This window comes from bacterium SCSIO 12827, assembly GCA_024397995.1.
Classification (GTDB): domain Bacteria; phylum Pseudomonadota; class Alphaproteobacteria; order Rhodospirillales; family Casp-alpha2; genus UBA1479.
This window is the reverse complement of sequence record CP073746.1, coordinates 724,226-743,481: the sequence shown is the minus strand read 5'-3', so window position 1 is coordinate 743,481 and position 19,256 is coordinate 724,226. Positions and strand designations below refer to the sequence as shown.

At 63.1% G+C, this 19,256-nt stretch carries 16 protein-coding genes; 9 read left to right on the top strand and 7 right to left on the bottom strand.

Going from position 1 to position 19,256, the window contains the following annotated elements:
* Positions 1 to 144: 144 nt before the first annotated feature.
* From KFF05_03495 to KFF05_03465, 7 genes are all read left to right on the top strand, one after another.
* Positions 145 to 1,308 (top strand): isovaleryl-CoA dehydrogenase, encoded by a 1,164-nt coding sequence (locus tag KFF05_03495; protein UTW52453.1) that lies wholly within the window; start codon positions 145 to 147, stop codon positions 1,306 to 1,308.
* Positions 1,308 to 2,918 (top strand): methylcrotonoyl-CoA carboxylase, encoded by a 1,611-nt coding sequence (locus KFF05_03490; GenBank protein UTW52452.1) that lies wholly within the window; start codon positions 1,308 to 1,310, stop codon positions 2,916 to 2,918. The genes KFF05_03495 and KFF05_03490 overlap by 1 nt, the downstream gene beginning before the upstream one ends.
* 20 nt (positions 2,919 to 2,938) lie before the next feature.
* Positions 2,939 to 3,808 carry a hydroxymethylglutaryl-CoA lyase gene (locus KFF05_03485; GenBank protein ID UTW52451.1) on the top strand — a complete coding sequence of 290 codons (870 nt, stop codon included), beginning with the start codon at positions 2,939 to 2,941 and terminating at the stop codon, positions 3,806 to 3,808.
* 122 nt (positions 3,809 to 3,930) lie between these two features.
* Positions 3,931 to 5,295, top strand: a complete 1,365-nt coding sequence (locus KFF05_03480; GenBank protein UTW52450.1) for a PAS domain-containing sensor histidine kinase — start codon at positions 3,931 to 3,933, stop codon at positions 5,293 to 5,295.
* 103 nt (positions 5,296 to 5,398) lie between these two features.
* On the top strand, positions 5,399 to 6,895 hold the full coding sequence (locus tag KFF05_03475; GenBank protein ID UTW52449.1) for a PAS domain S-box protein: 1,497 nt from the start codon (positions 5,399 to 5,401) through the stop codon (positions 6,893 to 6,895).
* 101 nt (positions 6,896 to 6,996) lie between these two features.
* Positions 6,997 to 7,887, top strand: coding sequence for an ABC transporter substrate-binding protein (locus KFF05_03470; GenBank protein ID UTW52448.1), 891 nt, complete (start codon positions 6,997 to 6,999; stop codon positions 7,885 to 7,887).
* Positions 7,888 to 7,930: 43 nt separating this feature from the next.
* Complete coding sequence (locus KFF05_03465; protein UTW52447.1) at positions 7,931 to 8,632, top strand: glutathione S-transferase family protein; 702 nt, start codon at positions 7,931 to 7,933, stop codon at positions 8,630 to 8,632.
* Positions 8,633 to 8,644: 12 nt separating this feature from the next.
* Here the strand turns inward: KFF05_03465 and KFF05_03460 are convergent, their stop codons facing one another.
* Positions 8,645 to 8,977 (bottom strand): hypothetical protein, encoded by a 333-nt coding sequence (locus KFF05_03460; protein UTW52446.1) that lies wholly within the window; start codon positions 8,975 to 8,977, stop codon positions 8,645 to 8,647.
* 224 nt (positions 8,978 to 9,201) lie between these two features.
* On the opposite strand from KFF05_03460, the gene KFF05_03455 reads away from it, so the two are divergent.
* Positions 9,202 to 9,825: a trimeric intracellular cation channel family protein gene (locus tag KFF05_03455; protein ID UTW52445.1), complete on the top strand. Its 624-nt coding sequence runs from the start codon at positions 9,202 to 9,204 to the stop codon at positions 9,823 to 9,825.
* Between the two features lie 117 nt (positions 9,826 to 9,942).
* Positions 9,943 to 10,863 carry a helix-turn-helix transcriptional regulator gene (locus KFF05_03450; GenBank protein ID UTW52444.1) on the top strand — a complete coding sequence of 307 codons (921 nt, stop codon included), beginning with the start codon at positions 9,943 to 9,945 and terminating at the stop codon, positions 10,861 to 10,863.
* Between the two features lie 81 nt (positions 10,864 to 10,944).
* On the opposite strand, the gene KFF05_03445 is transcribed toward KFF05_03450, so the two are convergent.
* From KFF05_03445 to KFF05_03420, 6 genes are all read right to left on the bottom strand, one after another.
* On the bottom strand, positions 10,945 to 11,784 hold the full coding sequence (locus KFF05_03445; GenBank protein UTW52443.1) for an extracellular solute-binding protein: 840 nt from the start codon (positions 11,782 to 11,784) through the stop codon (positions 10,945 to 10,947).
* Positions 11,785 to 11,852: 68 nt separating this feature from the next.
* Positions 11,853 to 12,623 (bottom strand): ATP-binding cassette domain-containing protein, encoded by a 771-nt coding sequence (locus tag KFF05_03440; protein ID UTW52442.1) that lies wholly within the window; start codon positions 12,621 to 12,623, stop codon positions 11,853 to 11,855.
* Positions 12,616 to 13,323, bottom strand: a complete 708-nt coding sequence (locus KFF05_03435; protein ID UTW52441.1) for an ABC transporter permease — start codon at positions 13,321 to 13,323, stop codon at positions 12,616 to 12,618. The genes KFF05_03440 and KFF05_03435 overlap by 8 nt, the downstream gene beginning before the upstream one ends.
* A 725-nt stretch (positions 13,324 to 14,048) precedes the next feature.
* Entirely contained in the window at positions 14,049 to 15,713 is a 1,665-nt protein-coding gene (locus KFF05_03430) for a DUF2083 domain-containing protein (GenBank protein ID UTW52440.1), read from the bottom strand.
* Between the two features lie 222 nt (positions 15,714 to 15,935).
* On the bottom strand, positions 15,936 to 16,373 hold the full coding sequence (locus tag KFF05_03425) for an Hpt domain-containing protein (protein UTW52439.1): 438 nt from the start codon (positions 16,371 to 16,373) through the stop codon (positions 15,936 to 15,938).
* Positions 16,374 to 16,507: 134 nt separating this feature from the next.
* Positions 16,508 to 19,255 (bottom strand): GHKL domain-containing protein, encoded by a 2,748-nt coding sequence (locus KFF05_03420; GenBank protein ID UTW52438.1) that lies wholly within the window; start codon positions 19,253 to 19,255, stop codon positions 16,508 to 16,510.
* Position 19,256 lies beyond the last annotated feature (1 nt).

Sequence of the window (19,256 nt, the reverse complement as noted above, 5' to 3'; positions counted from 1 at the left end):
TTTTGTCCCCCATTCTTGGAGCGTGAGACGCCCCGGGGCAATTGAAATTCCAGTGATGCCCCCTTCCCTTGCGTCAACCGGCGGCCCTTGTGCCCTGCCCCCGGGACCGGGATAATCGCGCCCAGGTTCTTGGGAGACATCGGAATGTTCACCACCGGCATGACCTTTGCCTTGGGCGACGAGGTCGAAGCCCTGCGCCACACGGTTTTCCGCTTCGCGCAGGAAAAGATCGCGCCGCGCGCGGCCGAGATCGACGAAACCAACGAATTCCCCCGCGACCTGTGGCCTGAACTTGGCAAGCTGGGTCTGCTCGGCATTACCGCCGATGAAGACCACGGCGGGGCGGCCATGGGATACCTGGCGCACTGCGTTGCGATGGAGGAAATCTCCCGCGCCTCGGCCGCCGTCGCCTTGTCCTACGGCGCCCATTCCAACCTCTGCGTCAACCAGATCAACCGCAACGGCACGCCCGAGCAAAAGGCGTGTTACCTGCCCAAGCTGATCACCGGCGAGCACCTGGGGGCGCTCGCCATGAGCGAGCCCGGGGCCGGGTCCGACGTGGTCGGCATGAAGCTTCGGGCGGAGCGGCGCAACGACCGATATATCCTCAACGGTAACAAGATGTGGATCACCAACGGCCCCCAGGCCGACGTGCTGGTCGTCTATGCCACGACCCAACCGGATGCGGGGTCGAAAGGCATCACCGCCTTTCTGGTTGAAAAGGACATGGTCGGGTTCTCGACCGCGCAGAAACTGGACAAGCTGGGCATGCGCGGATCAGACACCTGCGAACTGGTGTTCGAGGATTGTGAAATCCCGGCGGAAAACGTGCTGGGCGCGGTCGACGGCGGCGTGAAGGTGCTGATGTCGGGGCTGGATTATGAACGCCTGGTGCTGGCCGCCGGGCCCGTCGGCATCATGCAGGCCTGTTTGGATATCGTCGTGCCCTATGTCCACGACCGCAAACAGTTCGGCCAGGCCATCGGCGAGTTCCAGTTGATGCAGGGGAAGCTCGCCGACATGTACACGGACATGAATGCCTGCCGCGCCTATGTCTATGCCGTGGCCCAGGCCGCCGACCAGGGCCGCACAACGCGAAAAGATGCCGCCGGCTGCATCCTGTATGCTGCCGAAAAGGCGACCCAGGTCGCGCTGCAGGCCGTGCAGGCGCTGGGCGGCATGGGCTACATCAACGAAAGCCCCACGGGGCGGCTGCTGCGCGACGCCAAGCTGTATGAAATCGGCGCCGGCACGTCGGAAATCCGGCGCATGCTGATCGGCCGCGAACTGTTCCAGGAGACGGCGTAATGCCCAAGTTCGAATCCCAGGTCGCCACCAACACCCCGGCGTTCAAGAAGAACAAGGAACGCATGGACGCTCTGGTCCGCGCGCTGGAGGATACCCGCGCCACCGTGGAAAAAGGCGGCAGCGACCAGGCCCGTGATCGCCACTTGGCCCGTGGCAAGCTGCTGCCCCGCGACCGGGTGAAGGGCCTGCTCGACCCGGGGTCCTCGTTCCTGGAGGTCGGCCAGCTTGCGGCCTGGAACATGTACGACGGCGGGGTGCCCGGGGCCGGGATGATCGCCGGGATCGGCCGCGTGTCGGGCACCGACTGCATGATCGTCTGCAACGACGCCACGGTGAAGGGGGGCACCTATTACCCGGTGACCGTGAAGAAGCACCTGCGGGCCCAGGAAATCGCCATGGAGAACGGCCTGCCCTGCGTCTATCTAGTGGATTCCGGCGGCGCCAACCTGCCCAATCAGGATCAAGTGTTCCCCGACCGCGACCATTTCGGGCGCATCTTCTTCAATCAGGCCAACATGTCGGCGGCCAACATCCCACAGATCGCCGTGGTCATGGGGTCCTGCACGGCGGGCGGCGCCTATGTGCCCGCCATGTGCGACGAAAGCGTCATCGTCAAGGGCCAGGGCACCATCTTCCTGGGCGGCCCGCCGTTGGTGAAGGCCGCCACGGGCGAGGAAGTAACGGCGGAAGACCTGGGCGGCGCCGACGTCCATTGCCGCAAGTCGGGCGTCGCCGACCATTACGCCGAAAACGACGGCCATGCGTTGGAGATCGCGCGCGCTGCCGTGTCGCACCTGAACCGCGCCCCCGCCACCCACGGCGTGACCCTGGCGGCACCGGAAGACCCGGCCTACGACCCCGAGGAAATCAACGGCATCATCCCGGCCGACCCGCGCCTGCCCTACAACGTGCGCGAGGTCATCGCCCGCATCGTCGATGGATCACGGTTTGACGAGTTCAAGCGCCTGTACGGCGAAACCGTGGTCTGCGCCTTCGCGCATATCGACGGCGTGCCCGTGGGCATCGTCGCCAATAACGGCATTTTGTTTTCCGCCTCGGCCCTGAAGGCGACCCATTTCATCGAGTTGTGCGACCAGCGGGGCATCCCGCTGGTGTTCCTGCAGAACATCTCGGGCTTCATCGTCGGCCGCCAGTTCGAGGCCGAGGGCATCACCAAGGACGGCGCCAAGATGGTGACCGCCGTGGCCACGGCGCGCGTGCCCAAGGTGACGCTGTTCATCGGCGCATCCTACGGCGGCGGCAATTACGGCATGTGCGGGCGCGCCTATTCGCCCCGCTTCCTGTGGACCTGGCCCAACTCGCGCATCGCCGTGATGGGTGGCGAACAGGCCGCGGGCGTTCTGGCGACGGTCAAGCGTGACGGCATCGAGCGCGACGGCGGCGAATGGTCAGCTGAGGACGAACAGGCGTTCAAGGCCCCCATCATCGCCCAGTTCAACGAACAGGCCGATCCCCTCTACGCCAGCGCGCGGCTGTGGGACGACGGCATCATCACCCCGGCGGAAACCCGCCGGGTGCTGGCCCACTCCCTGAAAATCGCCCTCAATCGCCCGACGCCGCAGGGTGGCTTCGGCATCTTCCGGATGTAGGCCCGAGAGGATTGAGCGCCATGGCCGATACCGTCACCATTTACGAGGTCGGGCCCCGCGACGGCCTGCAGAACGAAAAACGCCTGATCCCGGCAACCGACAAGGTACGCCTGATCGACCTTTTGGCCGCGGCCGGATTCCAGAAGATCGAGGCGACCAGTTTCGTCTCTCCCAAATGGGTGCCGCAGATGGCCGACGCCGCCGAAGTCATGGCCGCCATCACCCGCAAGCCCGGCGTGACCTATGCCGCCCTGACCCCCAATATGAAGGGCTATGAAGCCGCCAAGACGGCCCGGGTCGACGAGGTTGCCGTGTTCGCCGCCGCGTCCGAAGCCTTCAGCCAGAAGAACATCAACTGTTCCATCGCGGAAAGCCTGGAACGATTTCGCCCCGTGGTCGAGGCGGCCAAGGCCGACGGCATTCCCGTGCGGGGATACGTGTCCTGCGTCACCGACTGCCCCTATTCCGGCTCCGTGCCGCCGGAGGCCGCCGCCCGCGTGACCGAGGCGTTGTTCGCCCTTGGCTGTTATGAGGTCTCCCTCGGCGACAGCATCGGCAAGGCCGCACCCGAGGCCGTCGCCGCCATGCTAGACGCGGTTCTGAACATTTCCGAAGCCGCCAACCTTGCCGGTCATTTCCACGACACCGGCGGCCGCGCGCTCGACAACATCGCGGTCAGCCTGGAAAATGGCCTCAGGACCTTCGATTCCTCCGTCGGCGGGTTGGGCGGCTGTCCCTACGCGCCGGGGGCCAAGGGCAACGTGGCGACGGGCCGCGTGGTCGATTACCTGGACCGCGCCGGTTTCGCCACCGGCATCGACCGGGCCGGCCTGGCCGCCGCCGAAGCCTTTGTCGCGGGTCTTGCGTTGGGGGAAGAAAATCGCGGGTAACCTCCCGAACATGCGGATATGCTGGACCCAAGCCGGATCCCGGTATATGCGATTAATAACTGGCCCGGAACGGGCCGCCGACCCGCGCAGAAGAACGCGGGCGCTCTTGAAGGATGGCGCTGTTGAACAACCGCCAACTGTTCGCGTTGTACGGAGCAACCCTGGCCGCCGTGTTCGGGCTCGCATACCTATGGGAGTTCACGGTTGCGGGTGATGCCGCCGAGACCTTCGCCCATGGATCGCCGCATCCGGAACGCATCGACCGCTGGGAACATGTACTGACGGCCACCGTCTTCGCCGCCGTCGCCATGTTCGTGCCGGCCGGGGTCATCGGCTGGATCCTTAAAAAACAACAGGCCGCCGAAGAAGCCTACCGCCGCAGCGAAGGCACCTTGCGCGCCTTCATCGACCATGCTCCGGCGCTGGTCGCGCTCAAGCATGCGGACGGCCGTTATCTTCTGATGAACAAACAATACACGACCCAGTTTGGCCTAGACCCCGCCAAGGCCGAAGGCCTGGATGCCAGCAACGTGTTCCCGAAAGACCTCGCCAAGATATTCCGGGACCAGGAATGCCGGGCCGTGGAAACACGGCAGGAGGTGAGCGAAGAACATGTCATCCCCCATGAGGACGGCGACCATGTTCATCTCTGCACCAAGTTTCCGGTCATCGGCGAAGACGGCGCAATCGTCGGCATCGGCACCTTTTCCACGGACATCACGGAACAGAAGGCGACGGAACGGCGCATCAATGATGCGCTGATGGACGCCGAGCAGGCCAATCGGGCAAAGTCGGAATTCCTCGCCAACATGAGCCACGAATTGCGCACGCCGCTGAATTCCATCATCGGGTTTTCGCAAGTCATGTCGTTGGGCAAGGATTTCGGTATTTCTGCGGACAAACATCTGGAATATGCCCGCGACATCCAACGCTCGGCCGAACACCTGTTGCAGCTCATCAACGATCTGTTGGACCTGTCCAAGATCGAAGCCGGTCAGGTCACCCTGAATGAAAGCGAAATCGACCTGCCGGAGACCCTCGAACAGGCCTGCCACATGCTCAAGACCGAGGCCGAAGCCAAGGCCTTGGCCCTGACCTGCACCTGCGAAACCGGAACCCCGAGGCTATTCGCCGACACCCGATATGTCATGCAGGTGGTCCTGAACCTGTTGTCGAACGCCGTGAAATTCAATATTCCGGGCGGACGGGTCGAGGTCGCCGCAAGGGTCGAGGATGACGGCCGTATCGCCATCAGTTTCACCGATACGGGCATCGGCATCGCGGCCGAAGACATCCCCCTGGTTCTGGAACCGTTCGGGCAGGCCGGCATATCGTCGGACCGCAGCCATATCGGCACCGGTCTGGGCCTGTCCGTCTCCAAACAGCTGGTCGAACTGCACGGCGGCAGCCTGACCCTGATCAGCGCACCGGGCGAGGGCACGACCGTGACCGTCCGCTTTCCGGCCGACCGCGCGGTCCGCGCATGATCCCGCAATCATCCTTGAAATTCGCGAGTCAGCCGCAAAGGTTGCAACCCTGGCGACAAATGTGGGAGTCTTCGTCTAGGGGAGAATCAAGCCGGACCACCTGATGCTGGAGTATTTCGCACCAATTTCCTATTGGGTGGTGACCGCTTTATGGCTGGTCATCCTCGTTCTATATGTGGTCAAGCTGCGTCAGTCCAAACTGGCGGGCGGCGGCATCGCGGTGCTGCTGGTCATCCTGTCGATCGATGCCTTCCGCACGGTGCTTGAAAACGTCTATTTCGGCGCGTACCACAATTCACGATTGGGCGTGTTCCCGGAGAGCTGGGCCGAAGTCCTTGGCGATCCATCGTTATTGCTGTTCCCCAAGGGCGTTAACATCGCCGCCGGGGTCTTGGTCCTGGTTCTTTTGATCCGCCACTGGCTGCCCCGGGAACTGCGCGAGGTCGACGAGATCCGGCGCAAAGACGCCGTGTTGCGCAGCGTGTTCGACAACGCCGCCGTGGGCATGGTCCTGCACGCGCCCGACGGATCGACCCGCGTGCGCGTCAACGACGCCTTCTGCGACCTTGTCGGGTATTCGCAGGCCGACCTGCTCGACAATCCCTACGAGATTCTGACCCATCCCGACGACCTGCTGCATAGCCTTGAACTTCGCCAGCGTCTGGCAGACGGCGAGGTCGAGGTCATCTCCATGGAAAAGCGCTATCTGCACAAGGACGGCCATGTGGTCTGGGGCAGCGTGTCGTCGTCGATCATCCGCGGCGACGACGGCGAGGTTCTCAACTATGTCTCGTTCATTCAGGACATATCGGCGCGCAAGGCGGCCGAGCAGTCCCTGCGCGAGGCAACGGAAAGCGCCATTGAGGCCAACCGGGCCAAGTCCCAGTTCCTGGCGACCATGAGCCACGAATTCCGCACCCCACTCAACGCGATCCTGGGGTTCAGCCAGCTTCTCGGCAACGAGATCTTCGGGCCGCTGGGTGACAAGCGGTACAAGGGGTATGCCGACAACATCCGCGATTCCGGCGAACTGATGCTGGCGCTGGTCAACGATGTGCTCGATATCTCGACCATCGAGGCAGGCAAGCGGTTGCTGATCATGGAGCCGGTCAATCTGCGCGTCGTAATCGAGGACTGCGTGGGAACCTTCGCGACAATGGCCGAAGACAAGGCCATCACCGTCGAGGTCAATGTCGCGCAGGACATCCCGACGCTGACCGCCGACCGCCGCGCGGTGGTGCAGGTCGCCCTCAATCTCTTGTCCAACGCCATCAAGTTCACGAATCCCAGCGGCCGCGTCAGCGTCAGCGTGACGCAGACCGGCGATACCCTGTCACTCATGGTCGAGGATACGGGCGTCGGCATTCCTGAAAGCGCACTTGCGACCGTCACCGAACCCTTCACCCGCAGCCATTCCAACCCGCATCTGTCGCAGACCGGCACAGGGCTGGGCCTGTCCATCGTCAAATCCCTGACCGAGGCCCATGGCGGCACGCTGATCATCGACAGCACACCGGGCGAAGGCACGTTGGTCACGGCGCGGTTTCCGCTGAATCCGGACGGCGGCGATCAGCCGCCGCTGCGCGTCGTTTCCGCCTGAACGCCGGCCTCCCCCCCCATCCTTGACGTCCGGGCGTGAACCGTTAGGCTGCTTGGCCAACGAGATCAACCAACCGAATTCCAGTCCCTAAGGGGGAAACCATGACCAAGATCAACATCCAGTTCACCCTGTTCTCGGCGTTCTATTCGCCGCTCATTTCCACCATGTCCGGCGGCTTCCTCAAGGCCGAGGGCCTTGAGCCGAACTGGTCCGTATCACCGCCGGGCAAGTCGGCAATCGACGCCCTGCTCGACGGCTCTGCCGATGTGGTGCAATCGGCCCTGTCCCAGGGTTTCACCACGCTTGGGAAGGGCGAGACGCCCAAGGTCAAGCATTTTGCCCAGATCAACGAAATGGACGGCTTCTTCGTCACCGGGCGCGAAGCAGACCCAGATTTCACCTGGAAAAAGCTCGAAGGAGCCGATCTTGTCTGTTTCGGCGGCGGGCAGCCGCGCGCCATGTTCATGTACGCCTGTCACAAGGCGGGCATCGATTTCTCGAAAATCAATCTGATCACCCCGGGCGGCGCCGCCGATATCGACAAGGCCTTCCGCGACGGCCTTGGCGACTATGTGCAGCAGCAAGGCCCGTTCCCGCAGCAGCTGGAAAAAGACGGCATCGGCCATGTCGTCGCCCAGGTCGGCCCGCAGATCGGCCCCAACGGATTCTCCAGCCTGTGCGCCACGCCGGAATGGCTGGCGACGGACACGGCCAAGGCCTTCATGCGCGCCTACAAGAAAACCCGCATCTACATGAACGAAACCCCGGCCATCGAGATCGCCAAGGCGGAAAGCTCCTATTTCCCCGAAATCGACGAGGACGTGCTGGCCGACTGCATCGCGACCTATCAAAAACTCGGCTGCTGGACGCCCCATGTCGAGATCACCAAGGAAGCCTATGCAGTGACTCAGGACGTGTTCGAACACTTCGGCACGCTGAAGGAACGCTATCCCTACGAGGCGGTGTGCTGCCTGCCGCCCGAGACCGATTGAGGATAGCCGACGAACCACGCAACCAGGGCCGGGAGACGACGCCATGCCGGAGACATTCCACCTGATCAGCGCCGTCACCTGCCCCTGGGTGCAGCGGGCCGTCATCATGCTGCGCGCCAAGGGCGTGGATTTCGACGTCACCTACGTAAACCTTCGGGAAAAGCCCGATTGGTTCCTGGCCCTCTCGCCTCACGGCAAGGTGCCGGTGCTGAAGGTCGACGGAGAGGTCCTGTTCGAATCCAACGCCATCGCCGAATACCTGGACGAAGTGTTCGAACCCCGCCTGCACCCGGCCGATCCCATCAAGCGGGCCAAGAACCGGGCCTGGACCGATTTCCTGCCAACCTTCGCCTGGGGCCCGGGCCTGAACAATCTGTCCTATTGTGATTCCAAGGATGCCCTGGCCGGAGCACTGGAAACGGCGCGCCAGCGCGTCAGCCGCCTCGAAGCCGCCATCGCCAAGGAACGGGGCAACGACGGCCCCTACTTCAACGGCCCCGACATGTGCCTGGTCGACGCCGCCTACGCCCCCTTCTTCCAGCGTTTCATGCTGTGCGAGGAACACCTGAAGACGGGGCTGCTGGACGATTTCCCGCTGGTCGCGTCCTGGGTCGATGCCTTGCTCGCGACGGACGCGGTGACCGGCTCCGTCCCGCCCGAATTTCCAGAAGCCTTCAATGAGAACCTGGAACGCCGGGGGGCGCTCGCCTGGGCATTAAAGACCGGGGCCCAGGCTGCGGAGTAAGAAGCCGCCTTCTCAGGGCTGCAGGCAGATGTTCATCTGTCGCATCAGGGGCGGGTTGCATTCCCAGTCGTTTCCGGTGCGGTCGAGGTGCGCGTTTTGCGGCATCTGCACGACGGCGCAGGCGCCGTTTTCAAGGCGATAACCGCGCTCGCATTTCCAGCCCTCGCCATAGGATGAATCGACGAAGTAGGCGTTTTCCGGAACCTTGACGGCGACGCACACACCCTCGGACTCGCGATATCCCCGTTCACACTCCCATCCGGCGCCGTGGCTGGCGTTGGTCAGATGGCGGTCGTGTTCGAAGGTGAACAGGCGGGGAGAGGTGTACAGCAGGGGATCGATCATCGTCGGGCCCTTTTCGCCACCCTTGCCGGAACATCCATCCGTCCAGCGGCTGTCACCGAGACATACGATCCTTGGATGCATGGCAGTCAATAAGACAAATATCACTATACGGCATGTTGCGGGTTTTGGGTGGCACCAATTTTACATAATCAAGACGTCTCACCCGCGCCCTCCCGTTCCCGCCCCCCCTTGCCGGACCGGGCAAATTCCGCGACAGTCACGCCATGCAATCCGTCCTCCCCCTTCTCGACCTTCTTGGTGTTTGCGTGTTCGCCGCGTCGGGCGCGCTGGTCGCCAGCCGCAAGGAAATGGACCTTGTCGGCTTCGGCCTGATGGCCTGCCTGACCGGCGTGGGCGGCGGCACCCTGCGCGACCTGCTGCTGGGCCGCGACGTGTTCTGGATCGCCGACCCCAAGCCGGTCATCATTTGCCTTACCGTCGCGGCGGTCCTGTTCTTCACCGCCCATGTGATTCAGCGCCGCCATGCCCTGCTGCTCTGGGCAGACGGCCTGGGCATCGCGCTGTATGGCGTCATGGGGGCCGAACTGGCGCTTCAGACCGGGGTCAGCCCACTGATCGCCATCATCATGGGCATGATGACCGCGACCTTCGGCGGCCTGATCCGCGACGTGGTCTGCCAGGAAACGCCCTTGATCCTGCGCAAGGAGGTCTACGCCACCTGCGCGGCGCTGGCCGCCACGGTCTATGTCGTCCTTGCCGGGCTCGACGTGCCGCGTGATGCGGCCATCGCCCTGGGCTTCACGGCCGGCTTCGCCCTGCGCGCCCTGGGCATCGTCCGGGGGCTGTCCCTGCCCACCTACCGGCCACGGCGGGGGCGGGAGTATTAGGAGGGCGCACGATCGCCGACCCGGCCCGCCCCATCGCGCTTGAGTCATGACCGCCGCCGTCTTTTGCCCGTTATGTCATCTTGTAAATAACGGCTTATTCCGCAAAACTGCCGTTCCATGACCGAATATATGACCACCAAGGAACTGGCGGATTTTCTGCGTATCAAGCAGCGCAAGGTCTATGACCTGGCCGCCACCGGGCGCATTCCCTGTTCCCGCGCCATGGGCAAGCTGTTGTTTCCCCGCGCCCAGATCGAAGCCTGGGTCGCCCGGGGCATGGCCGGCGACGGCGGGGGCATGGCCGCGACGGGGGCGGCCCCGCAACCGGCCAAGGTGCGGCCCGGCGTGTTCCTGGGCTCCCACGATCCGCTGTTGGATTGGGCCCTGCGCCAATCGCGCTGCGGGCTCGCGACCTTTTTCGACGGTTCCGCCGACGGGCTGGAACGGTTCGCCAATGCCGAGGGCATGGCCGCCGGCCTGCATATGTTCGATCCCGAATCCGGGGGCAGCGACGACGACGCGGCCTGGAACGTCGGCTGGGTCCGGCGCCATGCGGCGACGGCCCCCTGTGTGCTGGTGGAATTCGCCTGGCGCGAACGGGGCTTGATCGTCGACCCCGCATCCGCCCCCGAGTTCAAATCCATCGCCGACCTGCGCGGCCGCCTGATCGTGCCGCGCCAGGCCGAGGCCGGCACCCAGGCGCTTTTGGAACACCTTATGGCTGAGGCCGGGATCGCCCCCGGCGACTGCACGATGACCGAGCCCGCGCGCACGGAAACAGACGCGGCTCAGGTCGTCGCCGACCATATGGGCGAAGTTACGCTGGGCCTGCGCGCCTCGGCCGCGCCGCTGAAGCTGGAATTCGTGCCGGTGCTGCGCGAACGCTTCGACCTTCTGGTCGACCGCAAGGCCTGGTTCGAGCCGCCGATGCAGGCCTTCCTGGATTTCTGCCGCTCCGAAGCTTTCCGCTTCAAGGCCGACACCATGGGCGGATACGACATCACCGGCCTGGGCAAGGTGCATTTCGTCGGGGCGTGACGGCCCCTACTTCGGCGCCGCCAAAAGAAAAAGGCGGACCCGAAGGCCCGCCCTTTCCAAATCATATGAACGTCCGCCCTGTTACGACGACTTGCCGTTCGGGAAGAACAGCTGCAGGCCGTTCAGCTTGTAGGATGCGATGGTATCCTGGCCGTCCTTGGACAGCACCCAATCGATGAAAGCCTGGGCTTCGGCCTGTTTCACCTTGGGGCATTTCTTCGGATTGACCAGGATGATGCCGTACTGGTTGAACAGCTGCTTGTCGCCTTCGACCTGGATCTTGTAGGTGCCCTTGTTCTTGAAGCTGATCCAGGTGGCACGGTCGGTCAGGGCATAGGCGCCCATGCCGACGGCGGCGTTGAGGGTGGCCCCCATACCGCTGCCGGTTTCGCGGTACCACTCGCCGGACGCCTTCTTGATGTCAACCTCGGCCGCCTTCCACAGGCGAACCTCTTTCTTATGCGTGCCCGAGTTATCGCCGCGCGACGCAAAGATCGCATTGGCGTCGGCGATCATCTTGAAGGCCTTGGGCGCATCCTTCATGCCGCCGACCTTGGCCGGATCGTTGGCCGGGCCGACGACGATGAAGTCGTTGTACATGACGTCGGAGCGCTTCACGCCAAAGCCCGCGTTGACGAACTTTTCCTCGGCCGGCTTGGCGTGGACCAGCAGCACGTCGCCGTCGCAGTTCTGGGCGTTCTTGATCGCCTGGCCGGTGCCGACGGCAACCACGTTGACCTTGATGCCCGTCTTCTTTTCGAAGATCGGCAGCATGTAGTCATACAGGCCCGAATTCTGGGTCGAAGTCGTCGACTGCACGATGATCGACTTGCCGTCGGCCTGGGCCGGGGCCGTGTGGAAGGCTGCAACGGCAAGGGCCAGGGCGGCCGCGCCGAAGGTGATCCGCTTGATTGTTTTCATGGATAACTCCCTGATTGCTGGTTCCGGTTGAGGTTTATTGGGGTTAGGTGTCCCTTGAGATTGTCCGATCACAGGATGATCTTGCCCGCCATGTAGTCGCCGGCCTCGGCCGAGGCCGGTTGATTGAAAAACGCCGCCGCCGGGCTGTGCTCCAGCACCTTGCCCCGGTGCATGAACACCACGTCGTCGGCCAGGCGCCGGGCCTGGCCCATGTCATGGGTGATGAAGACGATCTTGGTGCCCCGGTCGCGGGCCGCCTTGGTGATGTCCTCGATCACCAGGGTCGACGCCGGGTCCAGGTTGGACGTCGGCTCGTCCATGAACAGCACGTCCGGTTCGGTGGCCAGCGCCCGGGCGAGCGCCAGGCGCTGCTGTTCGCCGCCGGACAACAGCCGCGCCGGCTGATCCGCATGGGCGGCCAAGCCTGCGTGTTCGAGAATTTCCCGCCGCCGGGCCGGGTCGGCCCGGCCGCGCAGGCGCAATACGAAATCGATGTTGGCGGCGACCGAGCGGCGCAGCATCACCGCGCGCTGAAACACCATGGCCTGACGACGGCGGATGGCATCGTCGAGCGGCTGGCCGCCCCAGGCAATCCATCCGCCGGACGGTTCCAACAGCCCGTGCAGAAGGCGCAGCAACAAGCTTTTCCCCGCCCCGTTGGGCCCCATAATGACGGTCACGCCGCCACCGTCCAGGGTCAGGTCGACGCCCTTGATCAGCACCGTGCCGCCGGCCTGATAGGTCAGGTCCTCGACCGTCACGGGAAACAGGTCCGCGCCGGCGGCGCTGTCCTGCTTCCCCCGCAGGTCGACCACGTTGGCGGGGCGCAGATCACGCATAGGCCTGCCTTTTCGCCGTCGCGTTCAGCCCCATGACCGCCGCGTTGATGGTCAACGCGATGGTCAGCAGCACGACGCCCAGGCCGAGCGCCAGGGCGAGATCGCCCTTCGACGTCTCCAGCGCAATGGTCGTCGTCATGACGCGGGTCAGGTGGTTGATGTTGCCGCCGACGATGATGACGGCGCCGACCTCGGCCATGGCGCGGCCAAGCCCGGCCAGCATGACCGTCAGCAGGGAATAGCGCGCATCCCACAACAGTTCCGCCATCATCCGCCCCGTGGGCACGCAGAACGAACGGAACTGGTCGGCGTATTCATTGTGCAGGTCTTCGATCACTTGGCGCGACAAGGCGGCGATGATCGGCAGGATCAACACCGCCTGGGCGATGATCATGGCCGTCGGTGTATAAAGCAGCCCTAAGAACCCGAGCGGCCCCGCGTTGGACAGCAGCATGTAGACGATCAAGCCGACCACCACCGGCGGCAGACCCATCATGGAATTGACGACGACCAGCGCCACACCGCGGCCGGGGAACCGCGTTACGGCCAACAGAGCGCCGATGCTGAGGCCGATCAGTCCCGCCACCAGCAGCGCCGTCAAACTGACGCGCAGCGACAGCCCGATGACCTCCATCAGGTCCGCGTCGAAACTGAACAGCAAAGAGAAAGCCGTGAAGAAGGCCTCGCCGAAATCCTGCATCGTCTGGCTGTCCGCCCGTTCCCATTCCCAGGACGCGTGGGACGACTTCCCCGCGATTCCGTAAATTATGCATAATTATACGTATTTGACGTAATTTTGCATAAATTCCGAAAGCGCGCAAGCATCCCCGACGGACCGAACGGCCCGCCTGTAAGCCTGCTTTACCGTTGTTGAGAGAAGAAAAGGACGGGCCGCAGTCAGCTACTCTCGGCCCAGCGCCGCATCAGGCTGTTGACTACCCGTTGCGTGATCAGGGCGGCGCCTCGGGCCCACTGGGGAACAGCGCGCAGGACAGTCGCAGTCGGCGAAAAATGGACTGAGCCCGCCCAGCAGACAATCCACAAAGCTTTCTTATATTCACACAATTCACTTAAACACATAATATTATACACATCTATTAACGTGATTTTTATAATAAAATCAGTATTTAAATTGCCGAACTAAATTATGAGTGTAAACTTAACAACACGAAATCCGGCACCTGCCGGGCGTTTTCCGAAGACGGTTCTACCGGTTTCCGGATAAGCGCGGATTTATGAATTTCACAATGGGAGAAGCAGTCATGGGCAAAATCAACAAAGCATTCCTGATCTTGCCGGTTGTCTTCGCAATTCTGATCGCGATCGGCATCCTGACAAGCTAGGTCATATCGTCCCAAAGACTGGTGATCGAGCGCGGGCCCGCAAGGCCCGCGCTTTTTTTATCTGGCGTTCGGTGCAGGCCGTCTAGTCGGAAAGCGACGCGGCCTGCTTGCGGGCCGTCTTAAGGGCCGGCTTGTCCGACGCAGACGGCCCGTGCTCGACCGCATGGATAAGGGTCGGATGGGCGCGCTGGGCGCAGTCGGTCCGTTCGCACAGCCGGCAGGTCACCCCGACGGGCAGGAAGGTTTCCGAGCGCGTCAAATCCAGGCCGCCCGAATAGACCAGCTCACCCGCATCCTCCAACCGGCAGCCCAGCGCCAACGCATAGCTGCCGTCTGGCGCGTTATAGCCGGACCCGGGCCGGCGCTGGCCGAAGGCAACGGAAAGATAGGCACTGCCGTCTGCCAGTTGCAGAACCTGGGCATCGACAGTTCCCGGCCGACCGCTGGCCGCATGCACATTCCAGCGCGGGCAGATTCCCGCGAACCGGGGGATCGGCAGACCCGAGCCAGGCACCCGCCGGAACACGTTGCCCGCACCGTCGATGCGCAGGAAGTGGAAACGCACGCCTTCTTCGCCCGGGCGGCGCAGGGTCGCGAGACGCCGACAGGCCTGCTCCAGGCTGACGCCGAAGGCCTGGCTCAGGCGCTCCACGTCGTAGCGATAGGCCCGGGCGCGGTCGAGAAAGGCGTCATAGGGCATCAGCACCGCGGCGGCGAAATATTCCGCCAGATAATCCCGGCAAAGATCTTCGGAAGCGGGAGACAACTCCGCTTCCCCGACCCAGGTATCGATCAGGTCGGCGGCGGCCCGGCGGCCGGTTTCGCGCGCCAGGTGGAAGCGCAGACTGGGCAAGGCCAAATCATCGCGCACGATCAGCCGGCCACCCGTCCCGCCCGGCCCGGGTTCCAGGCGCACGGCGGGCATCACCGCCCCGCCCCGATTTCCATCACCGGCGCCCGAGGTTTCGACCTCGATCCCAAAGCGGTCCCGCAGCACCTCGGACAGACGCGAGAACAGGCCCACGGTCTCCATTCCGATTTCGGCGCGGAGCGACTCCGCCCGACGGTCCAGGTCGTCGAAGAAATTATCGTTACGTTCGGTGAAGTCGCCGACCTCTTCCGCCGGCGTACGGCTGTCGAGCAGGTTGTCGAGATTTTCGCCGGTGATGAAACGCAGCAGTTCATCGACCTGAAGGGTGAGCTTTTCCGTGCCATCGACCACGATGCCGAGGAACTGCTGACGCTCGGCCGCCGCCAGATCGATGTTGTCGAGCAGGATTTCCGAGAAGCTGCGGACCGAGGTCAGCAGCGTGCGCACGGAATGGCTGGAGGCCACCAGATAAGGGCTGGACGCCAACTTGTCCGTCAGTGCCTCCACATCCTCGCGGCTGTTGCGGTAGGACCTGTAAAGGCGCAGGAACGAGCGGCAGATGTCGGGCACGGAGGTCACGAATTCGTCCAGTTCCGCCGCCGAGGGACGGGTGCCGCCGAACATGGGGTCGGACAGGGCCTCTTCCAGGTCGCTTTTGATGCGCACCTCGTCGCCCGCGGAAAAGTCCCGCAGATCAACGCCAAGCGCTTCGGAAAGCTTGAGCAGCAGCGACACGGTCAAGGGCCGGTCGTTGTGCTCGATCATGTTCAGGTAGCTGGGCGAGATGCCAAGAATTTCAGCAAGCTTAACCTGCGTCAGTCCACGGTCCTTGCGGAGCCGCCGAAGGCGCGCGCCCAACATTGGCGATCGCGACATTATGTTTCCCCCCATGGGATTCCACGAATCATTGCCCTGTCCCAGGTCTGATGTGGCGCCCGGGTATAGGTTTGGCGACATATTAACCGATGTTCACCTATCTGTCTTCGGGATTTCAGATGCCAGAATCAAGACATGGCAAGAGAAACCGGGATATTTTGGTGAATTGTTCACTTTCCCCAAACGATCCGCCGGGCCAGGGGAGAAGACCGGCCGGACAGGCTAAGCCGGCGAATTCGGCGAACGCCCAAGCGCATGTTCCAACCCGGCCATGACCAGGTCCAATGCGTCAGCGAGGTCGTTCAGCAGCGACTCGATCGCCGGGCCCTCGGGCGCCGCCTTCAAGGCGGCTTCAAGGGCTTTCGCCGCCTCGAACACCGCTGTCGCCCGAATATTGCCGCTGACGCCCTTCAATGTATGTGCGGTACTGATGGCCTGCTGAAAATTGCCCGCCGCCACATCGGCCGCAATCTCCGTCGCCTTGCCGCCATAGGTATCGGCAAATTTGTTCAGCAGCTTGCGGATTATGTCGTCGTTGCCCCGCACCATCACACGAAACCCGTCGATATCAATCCCCGGCAGATTGTCAGGCAGGCGGCTGGAAGACCCAGGCATTGCAGGCTGCTGATATGCGTTATCCGGAGGTGCTGTTTCTGTCATGGGTAAACTCCGGCATTGCACCGGCGATATCTGAGCATCCGATGGTTTGTAAGTCCTTGCGATGCCTGACAGGTTAAATTGTTGCGCTGGCAATATCGAGTCGGACTTTAGGCGGTTGTCGGCATGGGCACCGATCAGCCTGTCGCGTCCGTGCTTGATGCCGGCACCGTGAAGCGAAACACGGACCCCTGCCCCGGCGCCGCCTCGACCCATACCTTACCGCCGAAACGTTCCACGATCTCGCGGCAGATGGCGAGACCCAACCCCGTTCCCTTCGGCTTGTTGGTCAGGGTTTCGCCCGACCCGCCCTGCTGGAAACGTTCGAAAATGCGGTCCCGTTCGCCGGGCGCCACACCGGGGCCGTTGTCGATCACATCGACGGTAACCATGCCACCATCCACCGTGGCGGTAACACGGATATGTCCATCGTTCGGATCACAGAATTTCACGGCATTGGAAATCAGATTGACCAGAACCTGGATCAACCGGTCGCGGTCGGCACGAACCCGGGGCAGGCCGCCGGAAAGGTCCAATTCCAGGCGCACGCCCTCGGCCTGGGCCAGGGGTGATGCCGCGGCCACGGCGGCCTCCATGACCGCACCCAGATCAAGCGCGATCATATTCCATTTTAGATTGCCGGCTTCCATCTTCGAAAGGTCAAGAAGCTGGTCGATCAGGCGCGTCAGCCGTTGCGTTTCGGCGACCACGACGCTGTAGAAACGGTCGCGTTCAGGCCCGCGCAGGGCCGGGTTGTCGGACAGGATTTCCCCCGCCGCGCGGATTGATGTCAACGGCGTGCGGAACTCGTGGCCCACGGTGGTGATGAAGTTGTCCTTCATGCGGTCCAGTTCCTTGAGCCGCTCGTTGGCGGCCCGCAATTCGGCCGTTGTTTCCTCAAGCGCCTTGGATTTTTCCTCAAGCTCGTGGGAATACTCGATGACCTGTGACGTTTCGTCGAGAATACGCATCAGGTCCTCGGTGCTGACGACCTCGCCCTTGGTCACGCTGGCGACCACGGCCTGAGCCGAGGCCGCGCCGATGACCCCGGCCAACTGCCGTTCGGCGAAGGACACGAGCGCCGGTGCCGCTTCCGCCCGGGGGTCCAGATTGAGGCCCTGACGTGCGGCGAAATCGGCGAGTGCCGCCCCCGCCCGGTCATCACCCAAAAAGCGCCGCAGCACGGCCTTCAGTTCACCGACCGCGGCCGAGCCGCGCCATACGGTGACCGGTTTCGCACCTGGGCTGTCCAGCTTCTGCACGAACTCGCCGGCCTGCAATTGTTCCAGGTCGCTGGGCCGGCTGAGCAACGACACCCAGACAAAGCCACCGATATTGACCAGCATCGACCAGAACAGGGAATGCGACAGATGATCGATCCCGCTGAGCCCGAACAGAGCATAAGGTTTGAGATATTCGATCCCGAAGGGGCCCAGTTCGATCAGGCTTATGTCGACCCAACCCGAGCGCGCGAAGGAGGGCAGCACCAGGGTGTAGAACCACATGGCCGTGCCCAGCAAAAGGCCAGTCATGGCGCCGGCCCGCGTGCCGCCCTTCCAGAAAATGCCGCCCAACAACGACGGCGCAAACTGCGCCGCCGCGGCGAAGGACACCAGACCGATGGTCACCAGGGCATAGGATTCCCCGATCAGCCGCATGTAGGTATAGGCCAGCAACAACACGAACAGGATCGCACTGCGCCGAACGAACAGCAGGAACGCGGACAGGTCGCCGGTAAACCGGGTCTGGAACCACCGCATGCGCAACAGCACCGGCACCACCAGGTCGTTGCACACCATGGTCGACAGCGCGATGGTCGCGACGATCAGCATCCCCGTCGCCGCAGACAGCCCACCGATATAGGCGAACAGGGCCATGCCCTCGTTCTGATTGGCCATGGCCACCGTCAAAACGAAGGTATCCGCATCGACACCGCCGTCGGGGAACTGCAGCAAACCACCGATGGCGATCGGCAGCACGAACACGTTGATCAGGTTCAGATACAGCGGGAACAGCCAGGCCGCCTTGCGCACATGGTCCGGATTGACGTTTTCGACCACCCCCACCTGGAACTGACGCGGCAAGCAGACAATGGCGAACATGGACAGCACCAGCAGGGTCGACCATTGCGCATAACCCCCGGCCCCGACCTGATGGAACAGATGGGAAATTTCCGGAACCGCGTTGCCCTTGGCGAACAGGTCGCCGAACCCGTCAAAAACGCCGTAGGTGACGTAAAACCCGACGGCAAGGAACGCCAGCAACTTGATGATCGATTCGAAGGCGACGGCGATCACCATGCCTTCGTGATGTTCCGAAGCGTCGATGTGGCGGGTGCCGAACAGGATGGCGAACAGGGCCATGATCAGGGCCACGAAAAAGGCCGTGTCCTGGAACAGCGGCACACGCCCGAGATGCCGCGGCATGACGATTTCCGGATATTGAATCAGCACGGTAAAGCTGGTCGACACGGCCTTAAGCTGCAAGGCGATGTAAGGCAGGATGCCGACCACCACGATCACCGTGACCAGACCGCCGAGATAGATGCTTTTGCCGTAGCGGGAGGCGATGAAATCGGCGATCGAGGTGATGCGGTTTTCCGCCGAGATGCGGACCATTTTTTCCAGCACGAAGGGCCAAAGCACCAGCACCAGAGTCGGCCCCAGGTAGATGGGCAGAAAATCCAGGCCCGAGGTCGCGGCCCGGCCGACGCTGCCGTAGAAGGTCCAGCTTGTGCAATAGACCGCCATGGACAGCGCGTAGATATAGGGATTGTTGAGGATCGAGCGCCCGGCATCCGCCCGCTTGTCGCCCCAGAAGGCGATCGCAAACAGCAGCCCGAGATAAGCCACCGACGCGATGAAGATGACCCAGCCTTCGAGCACG